The sequence below is a fragment of the Streptomyces sp. NPDC048337 genome, from assembly GCF_043201175.1.
Taxonomy (GTDB): domain Bacteria; phylum Actinomycetota; class Actinomycetes; order Streptomycetales; family Streptomycetaceae; genus Streptomyces.
On record NZ_JBICYR010000007.1, the window covers coordinates 40,769 to 56,203 of the forward strand.

Annotated in this window: 16 protein-coding genes; 7 read left to right on the plus strand and 9 right to left on the minus strand. The window is 73.0% G+C overall.

Features of this window, described 5'->3' with window-relative positions; genetic code table 11:
- Nucleotides 1-84: 84 nt before the first annotated feature.
- Together ACGFYU_RS13880 and ACGFYU_RS13885 are read right to left on the minus strand one after the other, a co-directional pair.
- On the minus strand, nt 85-675 hold the full coding sequence (locus tag ACGFYU_RS13880) for a TetR/AcrR family transcriptional regulator (RefSeq protein ID WP_393827520.1): 591 nt from the start codon (nt 673-675) through the stop codon (nt 85-87).
- Nucleotides 672-2,216, minus strand: a complete 1,545-nt coding sequence (locus tag ACGFYU_RS13885) for a 3-hydroxyacyl-CoA dehydrogenase (RefSeq protein ID WP_393827521.1) — start codon at nt 2,214-2,216, stop codon at nt 672-674. Before ACGFYU_RS13885 ends, ACGFYU_RS13880 begins: the two co-directional genes overlap by 4 nt.
- A 124-nt stretch (nt 2,217-2,340) precedes the next feature.
- On the opposite strand from ACGFYU_RS13885, the gene paaN reads away from it, so the two are divergent.
- The gene (paaN, locus tag ACGFYU_RS13890) at nt 2,341-4,023 is read left to right on the plus strand and encodes a phenylacetic acid degradation protein PaaN (RefSeq protein ID WP_393827522.1); all 1,683 of its coding nucleotides are present in this window, start codon (nt 2,341-2,343) and stop codon (nt 4,021-4,023) included.
- Here paaN and ACGFYU_RS13895 read toward each other — a convergent pair.
- The 3 genes from ACGFYU_RS13895 to ACGFYU_RS13905 are packed head-to-tail and all read right to left on the minus strand — an operon-like array spanning nt 4,020 to nt 6,713.
- A complete protein-coding gene (locus ACGFYU_RS13895) occupies nt 4,020-4,796 on the minus strand; it encodes a TrmH family RNA methyltransferase (protein WP_393827523.1) in 777 nt (258 codons plus the stop codon). The genes paaN and ACGFYU_RS13895 overlap by 4 nt on opposite strands.
- A 10-nt stretch (nt 4,797-4,806) precedes the next feature.
- The gene (locus ACGFYU_RS13900; protein ID WP_393827524.1) at nt 4,807-6,066 is read right to left on the minus strand and encodes an HTTM domain-containing protein; all 1,260 of its coding nucleotides are present in this window, start codon (nt 6,064-6,066) and stop codon (nt 4,807-4,809) included.
- A complete protein-coding gene (locus ACGFYU_RS13905; RefSeq protein WP_393827525.1) occupies nt 6,051-6,713 on the minus strand; it encodes a DUF5819 family protein in 663 nt (220 codons plus the stop codon). The genes ACGFYU_RS13900 and ACGFYU_RS13905 overlap by 16 nt, the downstream gene beginning before the upstream one ends.
- Nucleotides 6,714-6,926: 213 nt before the next feature.
- On the opposite strand from ACGFYU_RS13905, the gene paaA reads away from it, so the two are divergent.
- The 6 genes from paaA to ACGFYU_RS13935 all read left to right on the plus strand — a co-directional run bounded on the left by paaA (nt 6,927) and on the right by ACGFYU_RS13935 (nt 11,744).
- On the plus strand, nt 6,927-7,907 hold the full coding sequence (gene paaA, locus ACGFYU_RS13910; protein ID WP_393827526.1) for a 1,2-phenylacetyl-CoA epoxidase subunit PaaA: 981 nt from the start codon (nt 6,927-6,929) through the stop codon (nt 7,905-7,907).
- Nucleotides 7,904-8,188 (plus strand): 1,2-phenylacetyl-CoA epoxidase subunit PaaB, encoded by a 285-nt coding sequence (gene paaB / locus ACGFYU_RS13915; RefSeq protein WP_030009045.1) that lies wholly within the window; start codon nt 7,904-7,906, stop codon nt 8,186-8,188. The genes paaA and paaB overlap by 4 nt, the downstream gene beginning before the upstream one ends.
- Nucleotides 8,185-8,910, plus strand: coding sequence for a 1,2-phenylacetyl-CoA epoxidase subunit PaaC (paaC, locus tag ACGFYU_RS13920; RefSeq protein WP_393827527.1), 726 nt, complete (start codon nt 8,185-8,187; stop codon nt 8,908-8,910). The genes paaB and paaC overlap by 4 nt, the downstream gene beginning before the upstream one ends.
- A complete protein-coding gene (paaD, locus tag ACGFYU_RS13925; RefSeq protein ID WP_393827528.1) occupies nt 8,904-9,410 on the plus strand; it encodes a 1,2-phenylacetyl-CoA epoxidase subunit PaaD in 507 nt (168 codons plus the stop codon). Before paaC ends, paaD begins: the two co-directional genes overlap by 7 nt.
- A complete protein-coding gene (paaE, locus tag ACGFYU_RS13930) occupies nt 9,411-10,511 on the plus strand; it encodes a 1,2-phenylacetyl-CoA epoxidase subunit PaaE (RefSeq protein WP_393827529.1) in 1,101 nt (366 codons plus the stop codon).
- A 90-nt stretch (nt 10,512-10,601) separates the two neighbouring features.
- Complete coding sequence (locus ACGFYU_RS13935; protein WP_393827530.1) at nt 10,602-11,744, plus strand: acyl-CoA dehydrogenase family protein; 1,143 nt, start codon at nt 10,602-10,604, stop codon at nt 11,742-11,744.
- A 6-nt stretch (nt 11,745-11,750) separates the two neighbouring features.
- Here the strand turns inward: ACGFYU_RS13935 and ACGFYU_RS13940 are convergent, their stop codons facing one another.
- From ACGFYU_RS13940 to ACGFYU_RS13955, 4 genes are all read right to left on the minus strand, one after another.
- Complete coding sequence (locus tag ACGFYU_RS13940) at nt 11,751-12,095, minus strand: rhodanese-like domain-containing protein (protein ID WP_393827531.1); 345 nt, start codon at nt 12,093-12,095, stop codon at nt 11,751-11,753.
- 234 nt (nt 12,096-12,329) lie between these two features.
- The gene (locus ACGFYU_RS13945) at nt 12,330-13,154 is read right to left on the minus strand and encodes a hypothetical protein (RefSeq protein ID WP_393827767.1); all 825 of its coding nucleotides are present in this window, start codon (nt 13,152-13,154) and stop codon (nt 12,330-12,332) included.
- Nucleotides 13,155-13,262: 108 nt separating this feature from the next.
- A complete protein-coding gene (locus ACGFYU_RS13950; RefSeq protein ID WP_393827532.1) occupies nt 13,263-14,717 on the minus strand; it encodes a DUF2252 domain-containing protein in 1,455 nt (484 codons plus the stop codon).
- A 52-nt stretch (nt 14,718-14,769) separates the two neighbouring features.
- Nucleotides 14,770-15,429: a response regulator gene (locus ACGFYU_RS13955; protein WP_393827533.1), complete on the minus strand. Its 660-nt coding sequence runs from the start codon at nt 15,427-15,429 to the stop codon at nt 14,770-14,772.
- Between the last annotated feature and the right edge of the window lie 6 nt (nt 15,430-15,435).

Genomic DNA, 15,435 nt, shown 5'->3' on the forward strand with positions numbered 1-15,435 from the left:
GCCGTTTTGAACGCGCTCAGGATCGGAATCCCGCTAAGAGTACATAGCTCTGGGCGCGATGCTCAGGGCAATACCCGCCAACGATCAGTCGCGGACCGTCCGCAGGCCGTCGAAGGCCATGTGGACCACCGCGTCCGCGAGCTGGTCGTGGCCCGTGCCCGGGTGCGGGCGGTACCACTCGACCAGGGAGTTCACCATGCCGAAGAGCAGCCGGGTGGCGAGCCGGATGTCCACGTCGGCCCGGAGGTCGCCCTCGGCGGCGGCCGCCTTGAGGAGATCGGCGACCTGGTGGTCGAACTCACGGCGGCGCTCCAGGGCCCAGCGCTCGGTCCGGGTGTTGCCCCGTACGCGCAGCAGCAGCGTCACGTACGGCAGCTCGGAGACGAGCACCTCCACCGTGCGGCGGGTGACGTACTCGACGCGGTCGACCGCCCGGCCCCGTACGGCGCCCGGCTCCTCCAGGACGGCGAAGAGCTCGTCGAGGGCACGGCTCACGGCCCGGCGCAGCAGCTCCTCCTTGCCGGTGACGTGGTGGTAGATCGAGGACTTCGAGATGCCCGCGGCCTTGGAGAGGTGCTCCATCGAGGTGCCGTCGTAGCCGCGCTCGTTGAAGACCTGGACGGCGACGGAGAGCAGGGTCTCGGGCGTGTAGGTGTCCCGCTTGGCCGTGGTCATTCGGTCCCCTCCGCATCGTCGGCGGCCGCGTCCGCCGCCTCGTCTTCCTCACCCGCCGCGTAGCCCAGCTTGAACAGCGCGAGCGAGGGCGCGTACCGGCCTCCGGGACAGCGCTCGTCGAGGTGGTGCAGCAGGTCGTAGGCCCAGTCCCGGCCGAGCCGGTCGTGCCATTCGGCCGGTCCGAGCGGGTAGTTGACCCCGAGCCGCATGGCGGTGTCGATGTCCTCGGCGGAGGCCACGCCGCGCGCGACCGCGTCGGCCGTGAGGTCGATCAGCATCGCGACGGTCCGGGCGACGATCATGCCGGGGACGTCGCCGATGACGGAGACCCGCTTGCCGAGCCGCTGGAAGAGGCCCACCGCCTCGGCGAGGGTCCGCTCGCTCGTGTCCTCGCTGACCGAGAGCGCGATGCGGGTGGCCTCGCGGTAGTCGAGGGCGAGGTCGAAGTAGACGACGTCCGCGAACTCGACGGAGGTCTTCCCGTCCGCGAGCACCAGCTGGCCCTCGCCGGGCAGCTGGATGTACGGGCCCCCGTGCTCGGTGGCGGTGACCGCGATCCCCGCCTCCTCCATCAGCTCGGCCAGCTCCGCGGCGGGCCCGAGGTCGCCTACCACGGTGACCTCGGCCGGGGCCTCCTCGGGGGCCGCGGTGTGCGGGACCTGATCCTGCGCGTCCTGGCCGTAGGGGAACCAGCCGTGCCCCGACTTGCGGCCGAGGCGGCCCGACTGGACCAGCCGGCGCTGCGCGAGGGAGGGGGTGAACTTGGGGCTGCGGAAGAAGGACTCCCACACGGAGCGGGTCACCGCTTCGTTGACGTCCTGGCCGATCAGGTCCGTCAGCTGGAAGGGGCCCATCTTGAAGCCGCCGCTCTCGCGGAGCACGGCGTCGATGGTGGCCGGGTCGGCGCCCTGCTCCTCGTACACCGCGAAGGCCTCGGCGTAGAAGGGACGGGCGATCCGGTTGACGATGAAGCCGGGGGTGTCGGCGCAGCGGACCGGGGTCTTCCCCCAGCCCAGCACGGTGCGGTACGCGCGCTCGGCGGCGGCCGGGTCGGTCGCGAAGCCGCTGACCACCTCGACGAGCGGGAGCAGCGGGGCCGGGTTGAAGAAGTGCAGGCCGAGGAAGCGGCCGGGGTGCTTCAGGCCGGCGGCCAGCTCGGTGACGGAGAGGGAGGAGGTGTTGGTGGCCAGCAGGCAGTCCGGCGCCACCACTCCTTCGAGTGCTTCGAAGAGCCGGCGCTTGATCCCGGCGTCCTCGACGACCGCCTCGATCACGAGCGCGGCTCCGGCCAGCCCGGTCAGCGTCGGCGCGGAACCGATTCGGTCGATCGCGTCCTCGGCCTCGGCTCGATCCAGTCGGCCCTTGGCGGCCATCCGCTCGACCCGGTCGCGCACGGCAGCAACCCCGTCGGCGGCGAGGGCGGCGTCGATGTCGTGGATCAGCACGCGGTGACCTGCGAGAAGGGCGACCTGGGCGATGCCCTGTCCCATGGTGCCGGCGCCGACGACCGCCACAGTGCGGGACCGCTCGATTGCTGTCATGTCCTGATCCTCCCGCACCGACTTGTCCACAGGTCTGCCGGGCCCTCTTGTCCCGACCGATCGTTCGGTTACTCTAACTCCAGTCTGCTCTTCTTCGCCCGGCTCAACGAGGAGTTGGTCTGTGATGGCCGCCGAGCTCACCGTCCCCCAGTTGTCCGCCAAGCACCGGCCCACCCTGGACCAGGCCCTGGACGCGATCCGCAGCCGCGCCTACTGGTCCCCGCATCCCGAGCACCCCAAGGCCTACGGGGAGACCGCCCCGGCCGACGGCCTCGCCGCCTTCCAGGCCCGCCACGGCACGCGGCTGGACCTGGGGCAGCCCGGCACCGACGGCTGGACGGGCGGCGAGGTGTCCCCGTACGGCCCGGAGCTGGGCGTCGAGTACCCGCATGTGGACCCGGACGTGCTGCTGCCCGCGATGAAGGCCGGCATGGGCGCCTGGCGCGACGCGGGCCCCGAGGCGCGCGCCCTGGTCTGTATCGAGATCCTGGCCCGGATCTCCTCCCGCACGCACGAGTTCGCGCACGCGGTCATGCACACCAGCGGCCAGGCCTTCATGATGGCGTTCCAGGCCGGCGGACCGCACGCGCAGGACCGCGGCCTGGAGGCGGTGGCCTACGCGTACGAGGAGCAGACCCGGGTCCCGGGGCAGGCCGACTGGTCGAAGCCGCAGGGCAAGAAGGACCCGCTGGAGCTCGGCAAGACCTTCACGGCGGTCCCGCGCGGAATCTCCCTCGTGATCGGCTGCAACACCTTCCCGACCTGGAACGGCTACCCCGGCCTGTTCGCGTCCCTCGCCACCGGTAACCCGGTCCTGGTCAAGCCGCACCCGCGGGCCGTCCTCCCCCTCGCGCTCACCGTCCAGGTGGCCCGCGAGGTCCTCGCCGAGGCCGGCTTCGACCCGAACCTGGTGGCGCTGGCCGTCGAGCGCCCGGGCGAGGGCATCGCCAAGACCCTCGCGGTCCGCCCCGAGATCAAGCTGATCGACTACACCGGCTCCACGGAGTTCGGCGACTGGCTGGAGACCCACGCCCGCCAGGCGCAGGTCTACACGGAGAAGGCCGGCGTCAACACGGTCGTCGTCGACTCCACCGACAACTACAAGGGCATGCTGTCCAACCTGGCCTTCTCCCTGTCCCTGTACAGCGGCCAGATGTGCACGACCCCGCAGAACCTGCTGATCCCCCGGGACGGCATCGAGACGGACGCCGGCCACAAGTCGTACGACGAGGTCGTCGCCGACCTCGCGGCCTCGGTCGGCGGCCTGCTGGGCGACGACGCCAGGGCCAACGCCCTGCTCGGCGCGCTGGTCAACCCGGGCGTCAAGGCGCGCCTGGAGGCGGCGGCCGCTCTGGGCGAGGTGGCACTGCCCTCCCGCGAGGTGGTCAACCCCGAGTTCCCGGAGGCGGTGGTCCGCACCCCGGTGATGGTGAAGCTGGACGCCGCCAAGCCCGACCCGGAGGCGCCCTACCTCTCCGAGTGCTTCGGCCCGGTCTCGTTCGCGGTCGCGGTGGACTCCACGGCGGACGCGCTGGACCTGCTGCGCCGTACGGTCCGCGAGAAGGGCGCGATGACGGTGGGCGCGTACACCACGTCCGCGGACACCGAGCGGGCCATCGAGGAGGTCTGCCTGGAGGAGTCGGCGCAGCTCTCGCTGAACCTCACGGGCGGGGTGTACGTCAACCAGACCGCGGCGTTCTCGGACTTCCACGGCTCGGGCGGCAACCCGGCGGCCAACGCGGCCCTGTGCGACGGCGCCTTCGTGTCGAACCGCTTCCGCGTGGTGGAGGTCCGCCGCCAGGCCTAGACGGCCCAGGCCCGGTCCTCCGGCCCTGGTCCACCCCAGTGGAACAGGGCCATGGCCACGCTGGTGGCCAGGTTGTAGCTGGAGACCTGCGGCCGCATCGGCAGGGACACCAGGTGGTCGGCCCGGGCGCGCAGCTCGGGGGAGATCCCGTGTCTCTCCGAGCCGAAGGCGAGCAGGGCGTCGTCCGGGAGGGTGAGGGTGCGGATGTCCTCGCCCTCCGGGTCGAGCGCGTAGAGCGGCCCGGGCGGCAGCGTATCCAGGGTGACCTTGTCCACGACGGTGGCGTAGTGCAGCCCGGCCCCGGCCCGGACCACGTTCGGGTGCCAGGGGTCGAGGTCGCCGCGGGTCACCACGCCGGTGGCCCCGAAGCCGGCGGCGAGGCGGACGACGGCTCCGACGTTGCCGAGGTTGCGGGGGTTGTCGAGTACGACGATCGGCGCGACCCGGGGCGTCTTCACCAGCGCGGCGCGCCCCGCGTCCGGATCGGGCCGCACCGCGAGCGCGGCGACCCCGGTGGGGTGCACGCGGGCCACGAGCGCCTTCATCGGCGCCGCCTCCACCACCCGGGCCACGTCCCCTTCGACGTCCGGGGCCAGCCCGGCCGCGAGCGCCCGTACGGCCTCGGGGTCATCGGCGACTGCGATGTGGATCCGGGCCCCGAAGCGCAGGGCGTGCTTCAGGGCGTGGAACCCGTCCAGGAGCACGAGATCCTCCCGCCTGGCGGCCTCCCGCCACCGCCGCACCGTCTCGTCCGCACTCCCGTGGTCACTCATACCCCCGACCCTACGGTCCGTCGAGCGTGCCGCTGCGCGGGGCGGAGCCCCGATCGTGAAGCCGCACCAGCCCACTCGGCCCGGCCACATCCAGGCCCGCCGGCGTTTGGGGCGCCGCCGGAGGCACATCAAGCCCCGCCGGCGCTTGAGGCGCGGGGATCCGGGGGCGGGGCACCCGCGCAGCGGCCTTGGCGCCGAGCCAGACCAGGAACCCCGTCGGCAGGAACACCGCGTCAGCGGCGATCATCGCGAGCGAGAAGAACGGCAGCCCCAGCAGCACCGCGATCCCCGCGTGCTCCAGCATCATCACCGCCAGCAGCACGTTCTTGATCCGCCGGTTGAACAGCGTGAACGGAAACGCGACCTGCACCGCCACCGTCCCGTACGACAGCAGCATCACCACCGTCCCGCTGCTCGCCACCAGCCCCGAAAGGCCCGGCCACGGAGTGAAGTAGTCCAGCCCGAGCGGGTAGTACAGCGCCGTCCCGTCCTGCCACCGCGATCCCTGGACCTTGTACCAGCCCGCCGTCGCGTAGATCAGGCACACCTCCGCCATGATCACCAGCATCCCCGCGTTGTGCAGCAGGTTCGCCAGCACGTCCAGGACCGCCCGCCCCTCCCCCTCCGGATCGTGGCGGTCCACCAGCCACCACAGCCCGCAGACCACCCACACCCCCGCGAAGGCCGCCAGCCACCCGACGCCGAACCGCCCCGTGGCCGCCCCGTACGCGAGGACCGCGCCCAGCACCGCCCACAGCACCGGCCCGGCCGCCCCGGCCGACGCCGAGCCCCGCAGCCGGGCCCGCCGCGCGTCCAGGGACCACACCTGCGCGCACCGCGTCAGCACCAGGTAGATCGCCATCAGGTGGATGACGTTGTCCCCGCCGTCCCCCATGAAGACGCTGCGGTTCTGCAGCGACAGCACTCCGATCATGAACACGACCGACGTGGCCCGAGTCCGCCACCCCAGCAGCAGCCCCGCGCCCGCCAGCACGGAGAGCCCGTAGACGATCTCGAACCACACCGTCGAGTCCGACCACATCAGTACCGTGAAGGCCCCGTTCGAGGCGACCAGCCGCTCCGCCAGCGCCCAGCTCCACGGCCCGTCCGGCCCGTACAGCTCGGCCCGGTGGGGGAACTCCCTGAGCAGGAAGAACAGCCAGGTCCCGGCGAAGCCGATCCGTACGACGGCGCTCTGGTACGGGCCGAGCGCCTGCCCGGTGACCTTCGCCAGCGCACGCGCCGCCGAGGCCCTCAGACCGTCCACCACGGCAGCTCCCGGTAGTACGTCTTCGTGTCGGTGGTCTCGTCGCTCCACTTCGGCGCGGCCACCGCGGTCGTCGCCGAGCGCAGCTGGATCCGCAGGATGTGCCCGTCCCGGTAGGCCGGCCGCAGCCGGTCCAGCGCGATCCGCCGCAGGTACTGCTCGGACAGCTCGCCGCGTTCCCCGTTCGGGTTGTCGTCCTCGTCGTGGGAGCCGGTGAAGAAGTCCCAGGCCCGGCGGAGCTCGTTCTGCCGGGTGTGGCTCGGCAGCAGGCTGTGCCGGATGGCCGCGCCGTCCTCGGCGCTGAGGTCCCGCCAGTCGGTGGTGGTGCGCCCGCCGGCCTCGGTGCGCACCTCGGCGCGCACCTCCACCGCGATGTTCTGCTGGAGCGGGTTGGGGGCGAAGAGCTTCCAGTTCTGTTCGAACTCGGGGTAGATCCACCCGTCGACCGTCTGCGCGTGCCGCTTGCTCACCGTGTTGGACGGGGCGACGTGCAGGAACACCAGGGCGAGGTGCCCGCAGGCCGCCACGGCGACGGCTCCGAGGGCCAGCGCGGCGACCACCCGGTACGGGGTGGACAGACCGGCGATTCCGGGCGCCCGCGGGGGTGCCGGCGCGGCCCCTTCGGCGTGCTCGCGCGCGTTCGAATCCATCCCGCCCCGATCCTCCGGCGTCCACAGGGTTGACCACAGAGGTTGACACCCTACGGGCCGCCGTCTCACCATTGAAGAGGATGAACCGAACGATCGGTCGGTCGGGCGGACGGCGGACTCTCACAGGGGGCCGGGATGGTGGCAGTGACCCCGGAAACGGGGCCGGACATGGCCCTCGGGACGGACGGTACCGATGGGACGGATGGGACAGGCATGACGGCTGACCTGGGCGCGCAGCTCGCGGCGGCCTTCGACGCCGCCGTGGCGGCGGAGGAGCGCGTGGAGCCGCGCGACTGGATGCCGGACGAATACCGCGCCTCCCTGGTCCGCCAGATGGCCCAGCACGCCCACTCCGAGATCATCGGCATGCAGCCCGAGGCCAACTGGATCACCCGCGCGCCCTCGCTGCGCCGCAAGGCGATCCTGATGGCCAAGGTGCAGGACGAGGCCGGGCACGGCCTGTATCTGTACAGCGCCGCCGAGACCCTGGGCACCAGCCGCGACGAGCTGCTCGACAAGCTCCACGCGGGCAAGCAGAAGTACTCCTCGATCTTCAACTACCCGACCCTGACCTGGGCGGACGTCGGCGCCATCGGCTGGCTCGTGGACGGCGCGGCGATCACCAACCAGGTCCCGCTGTGCCGCTGCTCCTACGGGCCCTACGCGCGCGCCATGGTCCGGATCTGCAAGGAGGAGTCCTTCCACCAGCGCCAGGGGTACGAGCTGCTCCTCGCCCTCTCGCAGGGCACCCCGGAACAGCACGCGATGGCCCAGGACGCGGTGAACCGCTGGTGGTGGCCCTCGCTGATGATGTTCGGCCCGCCCGACGACCAGTCGGCGCACTCGGCGCAGTCGATGGCCTGGCGGATCAAGCGGCACTCGAACGACGAGCTGCGCCAGCGGTTCGTGGACATCGCCGTCCCCCAGGCGGAGGCGCTGGGCCTGACCCTGCCCGACCCGGACCTGAAGTGGAACGAGGAGCGCGGGCACCACGACTTCGGCGCCATCGACTGGACGGAGTTCCGCAACGTCCTCAAGGGCAACGGTCCCTGCAACGAGCAGCGGATCGGCCAGCGCCGCCGGGCCCACGAGGAAGGCGCCTGGGTGCGCGACGCGGCCGCGGCGTATGCGGAGAAGCAAGCGGCGAAGCAGACCGGCGACACCGCCGGACAGAACGAGGAGGCACGGGCATGACGCAGAACTGGCCGCTGTGGGAGGTGTTCGTGCGCTCGCGGCGCGGCCTCTCGCACACGCACGCGGGAAGCCTGCACGCCCCCGACGCGGAGATGGCCCTGCGCAACGCCCGCGATCTCTACACCCGGCGCGGCGAAGGCATCTCGATCTGGGTGGTGCCCTCCACCGAGATCACCGCCTCCTCGCCCGACGAGCGGGACCCCTTCTTCGCCCCGTCCGCCGACAAGCCGTACCGGCACCCCACCTTCTACGACATCCCGGAGGGGGTGAGCCACCTGTGACCAGCACCGATGTCGCCCAGTCGGCGGCGCTGGCCCTCGGCGACGACGCGCTGATCCTCTCCCACCGCCTCGGCGAGTGGGCGGGTCACGCCCCCGTCCTGGAGGAGGAGGTCGCCCTCGCCAACATCGCCCTCGACCTGCTCGGCCAGGCCCGCCTCCTGCTGTCCATGGTCGGCGACGAGGACGAGCTGGCCTTCCTCCGCGAGGAGCGCTCCTTCCGCAACCTCCAGCTGGTCGAGCAGCCGAACGGCGACTTCGCCCACACCATCGCCCGCCAGCTCTTCTTCTCCTTCTACCAGCACGAGCTGTACGCGGAACTGGCGGCCGGGGACGGCCCGTTCGCGCCACTGGCGGCCAAGGCCGTCAAGGAGACCGCGTACCACCGCGACCACGCCGAGCAGTGGACCCTGCGCTTCGGCGACGGCACCGAGGAGAGCGCGCGCCGCATCCGGGCCGCCCTGGACGCGCTGTGGAAGTACACCGGCGAGATGTTCCAGCCGGTGGAGGGCCTCGACGGCGTGGACTGGGCCGCGCTGGAAGGGCGTTGGCTGGCCGCGCTGACCGACGTACTGGAGCGGGCCGGGCTCGCGCTGCCCGAGGGGCCGCGCACCGGCGCCTGGGCGGCCGGGGCCGGCCGCCAGGGCCTGCACACCGAGCCGTTCGGCCGGCTGCTCGCCGAGATGCAGCACCTGCACCGCAGCCACCCGGGGGCGTCATGGTGACCACCGGCCCCGCGCTGACCCGCCTGGAGGAGGAGCTGGCCGAGCTGGCCGGATCCGTCCCGGATCCCGAGCTGCCCGTGCTCAGCCTGGCCGAGCTCGGCGTACTGCGCGGGGTGCGGATGCACGAGGACGGCCACGCCGAGGTCACCCTCACCCCCACCTACACCGGCTGTCCCGCGATCGAGGCCATGTCGGCGGACATCGAGCGGGTCCTGACCGGCCACGGCATACCGGACGTGCGGGTGACCACCGTGCTGTCCCCCGCCTGGTCGACCGACGACATCAGCGCGGAAGGCCGACGCAAGCTCGCCGAGTTCGGCATCGCCCCGCCGCGCCCGCACGCGGCCGGCGGGCCGGTCCCCCTCGCCCTGTCGGTCCGCTGTCCCCACTGCGGATCGACCGAGACCGAGCTGCTCAGCCGGTTCTCCTCCACCGCGTGCAAGGCGCTGCGCCGCTGCGCCGCCTGCCGCGAACCGTTCGACCACTTCAAGGAGCTGTAGATGGCCGCACCCCGCCACGGCGCGTTCCACCCGCTGACGGTGGCGGCAGTCGACCGGCTCACCGACGACTCGGTCGCCCTGACGCTCCGGGTCCCCGAGGAACTGCGCGAGGACTACCGGCACGCCCCCGGCCAGCACCTGACCCTGCGCCGCACCGCCGCCGAGGGCGGGGAAGTCCGGCGCACCTACTCGATCTGCTCCCCCGCCCCGACGCCGGACGGCCCCGGCCCGGCGGAGCTGAGGGTCGGGGTGCGGCTGGTGGAGGGCGGCGAGTTCTCCACCTTCGCGCACAAGGAGATCGCCGCCGGCGACGTGCTGGAGGTCATGGTCCCGGCCGGGCGCTTCGTGCTGGAGCCCACCGCCGCCCCGGCCGGCGGGCACTACGCGGCGATCGTCGGCGGCAGCGGGATCACCCCCGTGCTGTCGATCGCGGCCACGCTGCTGGCGGCGCGGCCCGACGCCCGGTTCTGCCTCGTCCGCAGCGACCGTACCGCGGCCTCGACGATGTTCCTGGAGGAGGTCGCCGACCTCAAGGACCGGTATCCGTCCCGGTTCCAGCTGGTGACCGTCCTCTCCCGGGAGGAGCAGGAGGCGGGCCTGCCGTCCGGGCGCCTGGACCAGGAGCGGCTGGCCGCCCTGCTGCCGGCGCTGCTGCCGGTCGCCGAGGTGACGGGCTGGTTCCTGTGCGGACCGTACGGCCTGGTGCAGGGCGCGGAGCAGGCGCTGGGCGCGCTCGGCGTCGTCCGGACCCGGGTGCACGAGGAGATCTTCCACGTCGAGGACACCACGGCGAAGACTCCCGAGGCGGCCGCCACGGCCGCCTCGCACGGACGGGTCACCGCCCGCCTCGACGGTCGCTCCGGCACCTGGCCGGTCCGGGACGGGGAATCGCTGCTGGACGCGGTGCTCCGCAACCGCGCGGACGCCCCGTACGCCTGCAAGGGCGGGGTGTGCGGCACCTGCCGGGCGTTCCTGGTGAGCGGCGAGGTCCGGATGGACCGGAACTTCGCGCTGGAGTCGGAGGAGACGGAGGCCGGATTCGTGCTGGCCTGCCAGTCGCACCCGATGACGGAGGAAGTGGAGATCGACTTCGACCGCTAGCGGTGCGGCCTCCCTCCCCTCTGTCCAATTTCAGGAACGTGTTCTATCTTGACGCACCGTCAGACCTGAACGCGCGCGGGAGGACAGGCAGTGGACTTCACCTTCACCGAGGAGCAGCAGGCGGCCGTCGAGGCGGCCCGGGCCGTGTTCGCGGATGTCGCGCCCGACAGCGTGCCCAGCCCCGCGCTCACTCCCGGGGCCGTCGCCGACGAGTTCGACCGCCCGCTGTGGGCCAGGCTCGCCGCCTCCGACCTGCTGGGCCTGGTCCTCGCCGAGGAGCACGGCGGCGCTGGACTGGACGCCATCGCCCTGTGCCTGGTGCTGCGCGAGTCCGCCAAGGTGCTCGCCCGGGTGCCGCTGCTGGAGCACTGCGCCACCGCCATGGCCGTCCAGGCCCACGGCGGCCCCGAACTGGCCGCCGCCCTGCTGCCGGGCGCCGGACGCGGCAGCCTGGTCCTGACCGCCGCCGCCCACGGCCGCACCGGCCACGACCCGGCCGAACTCGCCGTCACCGCCCGCCGCGACGGAGACGAATGGACCCTCGACGGGGTGCAGACCGCGGTCCCCTGGGCGCACAACGCCGACTGGATCGCCGTCCCGGCCCACACCGGCGAAGGCGAGGCCGTCCTGGCCCTCCTGCCGCGCACCGCCGAGGGCCTGGCCCTCGCCGACCAGTACTCCACCAGTGGGGAACGCCTCGCCGAACTGACCCTGACCGGCGTACGGGTCCCCGAAGCGCACCTGATCGAGGACCGGGGCGCCTGGGAGCACCTGCGCCAGCTCCTGGCCACCGGGACCTGCGCCCTCGCGCTCGGCCTCGGCGAGGGCGTCCTCACCATGACCAGCCAATACACGGGAAAGCGCGAGCAGTTCGGCTTCCCGGTGGCCACCTTCCAGGCGGTCGCCGTCCAGGCCGCCGACCGGTACATCGACCTGCGCGCCATGGAGGTCACCCTCTGGCAGGCCGCCTGGCGGCTCGACGCGGCCACCGGCGGCGCGGGCGGCCCGCTGCCGACCGCGGGTGACGTGGCGGTCGCCAAGATCTGGGCCTCGGAAGGCGTACGGCGGGTCGTGCAGACCGCCCAGCACCTGCACGGCGGCTTCGGCGCCGACACCGACTACCCGCTGCACCGCTATCACGCGTGGGCCAAGCAGCTGGAACTCCAGCTCGGCCCGGCCGCCGCCCACGAGGAGGCCCTGGGCGACCTGCTGGCCGCCCACCCCCTCGCCTGACGGGACCTACAGCACGAAGGCCGGGTTCCCGCTCTCCGTCACCATCGGGCGCCCGGCACCGTCCCACGCCTGCATCCCGCCGTCAATGTTCACGGCGTCGATGCCCTGGCGCACCAGGTACTGGGTGACCTGCGCGGAACGCCCGCCCACCCGGCACATCACGTGCACCCGCCGACCGTCCTCGACGGCCTCGGTCAGCTCACCGAAGCGGGCCACGAAGTCGCTCATCGGGATGTGCAGAGCCCCCTCGACATGCCCGGCAGCCCATTCGTCGTCCTCCCGGACGTCGAGCACAAACCCTTCGGCGGGCACCACGGCGGCGTCCACCGAGGGAAGCGGCCCAAAGTTCATAACGTCGCCTTCTCTCGTCACAGATCTCTTTTGCCAACCTATCCGCTCCGCAGCAGAGCCCCGCTCCGGTAGCCGCACCCGCGAATCCAGGCGGGCAAATCCAGCTCCGCCTGGGGGTACCTCCCAGCGGTAGCTGGGGGAGTTTGAGGCGCGGGGCCTGGGGCGGAGCCCCAGAAGCCCGGGCGCAGCCCGGGGCCGCTTGCGCAGCGGCGCCACAGACGACCGGACCCGGCGTCACCGAGCGGCGAGCTCATCGGCCAGCTCGGCCTCCCGCTCCGCGACCCGCGCCAGCAACTGCTCCGCGATCTCCTCCAGCAGCCGGTCCGGATCCTCCGGCGCCATCCTCAGCATCGACCCGATCGCGCTGTCCTCCAGCTCCTTGGCCACCAGAGCCAGCAACTCCTTGCGCTGCGCCAGCCACTCCAGCCGGGCGTACAGCTCCTCGCCCGCGCCGGGCCCCGCCTCCTCGGCAGCCGGCCCGGCCGCCCACTCCTCGGCCAGCTCGCGCAGCAACTGCTCGTCGCCCCGCCCGTACGCCGCGTTGACCCGCGCGATGAAGGCGTCCCGCCGCCCCCGCTCCGCCTCGTCCTGGGCCAGGTCCGGATGCGCCTGGCGGACCAGCTCGCGGTACAGGCGGCGTACCTCCTCCGTGGGCCGCACCCGCTCCGGCGGCCGCACGGACCGCTCGGTGAGCATCGCGGAAGCGTCGTCGGAGATCCCGTCGGAGTCCATCCAGTCGTGGAACAGCTCCTCGACCCCCGGCATCGGCATGACCAGCGAGCGCGCGTCCCGCGCCCGCAGCAGGTCCTCGGGGTCCCCGGTGCGCGCCGCCCTCGCCTCGGCGATCAACGCGTCCAGCTCGTCGAGGCGCGAGTACATCGGCCCGAGCTTCTGGTGGTGCAGGCGGGAGAAGTTCTCCACCTCGACCCGGAAGGTCTCCACCGCGATCTCGAACTCGATCAGCGCCTGCTCGGCGGCCCGCACGGCCCGCTCCAGACGCGCTTCGGGACGCTCCCCGCCGGAATCCCCGGGAACCGTCTGCTCAGGCTGCTCGGACACGGACTGCTCGCTCTGCTCGCTCACCCGGCCAGCCTACGGCCCCTCGCCCGGGCGGATGTTTCACGTGAAACACCCGCCCACACCGCCGAGCCCGCCGCAGGCGCCCGGTCAGACCCCGGACTCCGCGGCGATCCTGCCGCTCCGTACCGCCGCCACCAGGTCGGCGTGGTCGGCCTCGGTCCGATCGGCATAGGCCACCGCGAAGGCGGCCATCGCCTCGTCCAGCTCCTCGTTCTTTCCGCAGTACCCGGCCAGCAGCCGCGGATCGGCGCTGTGCGCGTGCGCCCGGGCCAGCAGGGCCCCGGTCATCCGGCCGTAGTCGTCGATCTGGTCGACGGCCAGCGCCGCCGGGTCCACGCTGCCCTTGCGGTTGCGGAACTGCCGCACCTGGAAGGGCCGACCCTCCACCGTGGTCCAGCCGAGCAGAATGTCCGAGACCACCTGCATCCGCTTCTGCCCGGCCACCACCCGTCGGCCCTCGTGCTCCTCCGCGGGCGAGCTGAAGCCCAGCGCGGGCAGGTACGGCAGCAGCACCGAGGGCCGGGCCTCCTTCACCTGGAGCACCAGCGGCTCGCCCCGGTGGTCCAGCAGCAGCACCACGTACGAACGGGTTCCGACGCTCCCGGTGCCCACCACGCGGAAGGCCACGTCGTGGATCGCGTACCGGGCCAGCAGCGGCAGCCGGTCGCCCGGGAGGGTCTCCAGGTACGGGCCCAGCGCGGCCGCGACGGCCGCCGCCTCCCCGTCCCCGACCCGTCGCAGCACGGGCAGCGCGTCGACGAACCGGCGTCCCCCGTCCGCCCCGGCCTCGGTGGACTTGGCCGCGAACCGGGCGGAGGTGTTGTTGCGGGCCTTCTCCGAGACCCGCTCCAGGGTGCCCAGCAGATCGCGGGCATCGGTGTGCGAGACCAGCTCCTCGTCCGCGATGGCGTTCCACGCGTCGAGCGCGGGCAGTTTGGCCAGCAGCCGCATGGTCCGCCGGTACGCGCCCACGGCGTCCAGCGCGGCCGCCCGGCAGGTGTCCTCGTCCGCGCCGGCCACCCGCCCGGCCAGCACCAGCGAGGTCGCCAGCCGCTTCACGTCCCACTCCCACGGACCGAACACGGTCTCGTCGAAGTCGTTCAGGTCGATGACGAGGCGGCCCCGCGCATCCCCGTACAGTCCGAAGTTCGCGGCGTGCGCGTCCCCGCATATCTGCGCGCCGACCCCGGTGACCGGGCCCGCGGACAGGTCGTGCGCCATCAGCCCGGCCGCCCCGCGCAGGAAGGCGAAGGGGTTCGCGGCCATCCGGCCCACCCGTATCGGCGCCAGCTCGGGAACCCGTCCCGCATTGGACTCCTCCACCGCCCGCACGGCGTCCGGGCGTCCGGCCGGCGCCTCGAAGGCGGCGTGCGCCGACCGCGGCACCCGGCCGCGCAGCGCCTTCCCGGCCTCCTTCGGGGAGCCCTGCGGCGCCCTCCGTGCGGAACCCTGCGCGGGGACCGCCCCGCCGCCCGCCGCCGCCCGGCGCGCGAACCCCGCCACCACCGGTATCCGCTGCCCCGCCACCGCTACCGCCGTCATCCGTCCCCGCCCCTGCCCGTACGTGATCGCCTTCGGAACGGGCTGACCGTATCTACAGGCCGGCGTCCCTGGCCAGCAGCGCCGCCTGTACCCGGTTCTCGCACCCCAACTTCGCCAGGATCCGGCTCACATACGTCTTCACGGTCGCCTCGCTCATGTGGAGCCGCCGGCCCGCGTCCGCGTTGGACAGCCCCTCCCCCAGCAGCGCCAGCACCCCGCGCTCGCGCTCGCTGAGCTCCGCCACCTGGCGCCGGGCCTCCTCGCCCCGCACGGCGGCCTTCCCCGAGGCCAGCTGGTCCACGACGTGCCGGGTCGCCGCCGGCGAGAGGTACGCGTCCCCGGCCGCGGCCGCCCGGACGGCGCCGATCAGCTCGCCGGGCGCCGAATCCTTGAGCAGGAACCCCGCACCGCCCTGGCCCAGCGCCCGCAGGACGTTCTCCTTCTCACCGAAGGTGGTCAGGATCAGCGACCGCACCTCCGGCACGGCCCGCCCCAGCTCCCCCAGCGCGGTCAGCCCGTCCATCACCGGCATCTGGATGTCCAGCAGCACCACGTCGGGCGCGTGCGCCCGGGCCAGGTCCACGGCCTCCCTGCCGTTCGTCGCCTCCGCGACGACCTCGATGTCCGGCGCCGAGGTCAGGATCATCCTGATCCCGGCCCGGATCAGCGGCTCGTCATCAGCGATCACCACTCGGATCACCTTGGCTGTCACCCGCGC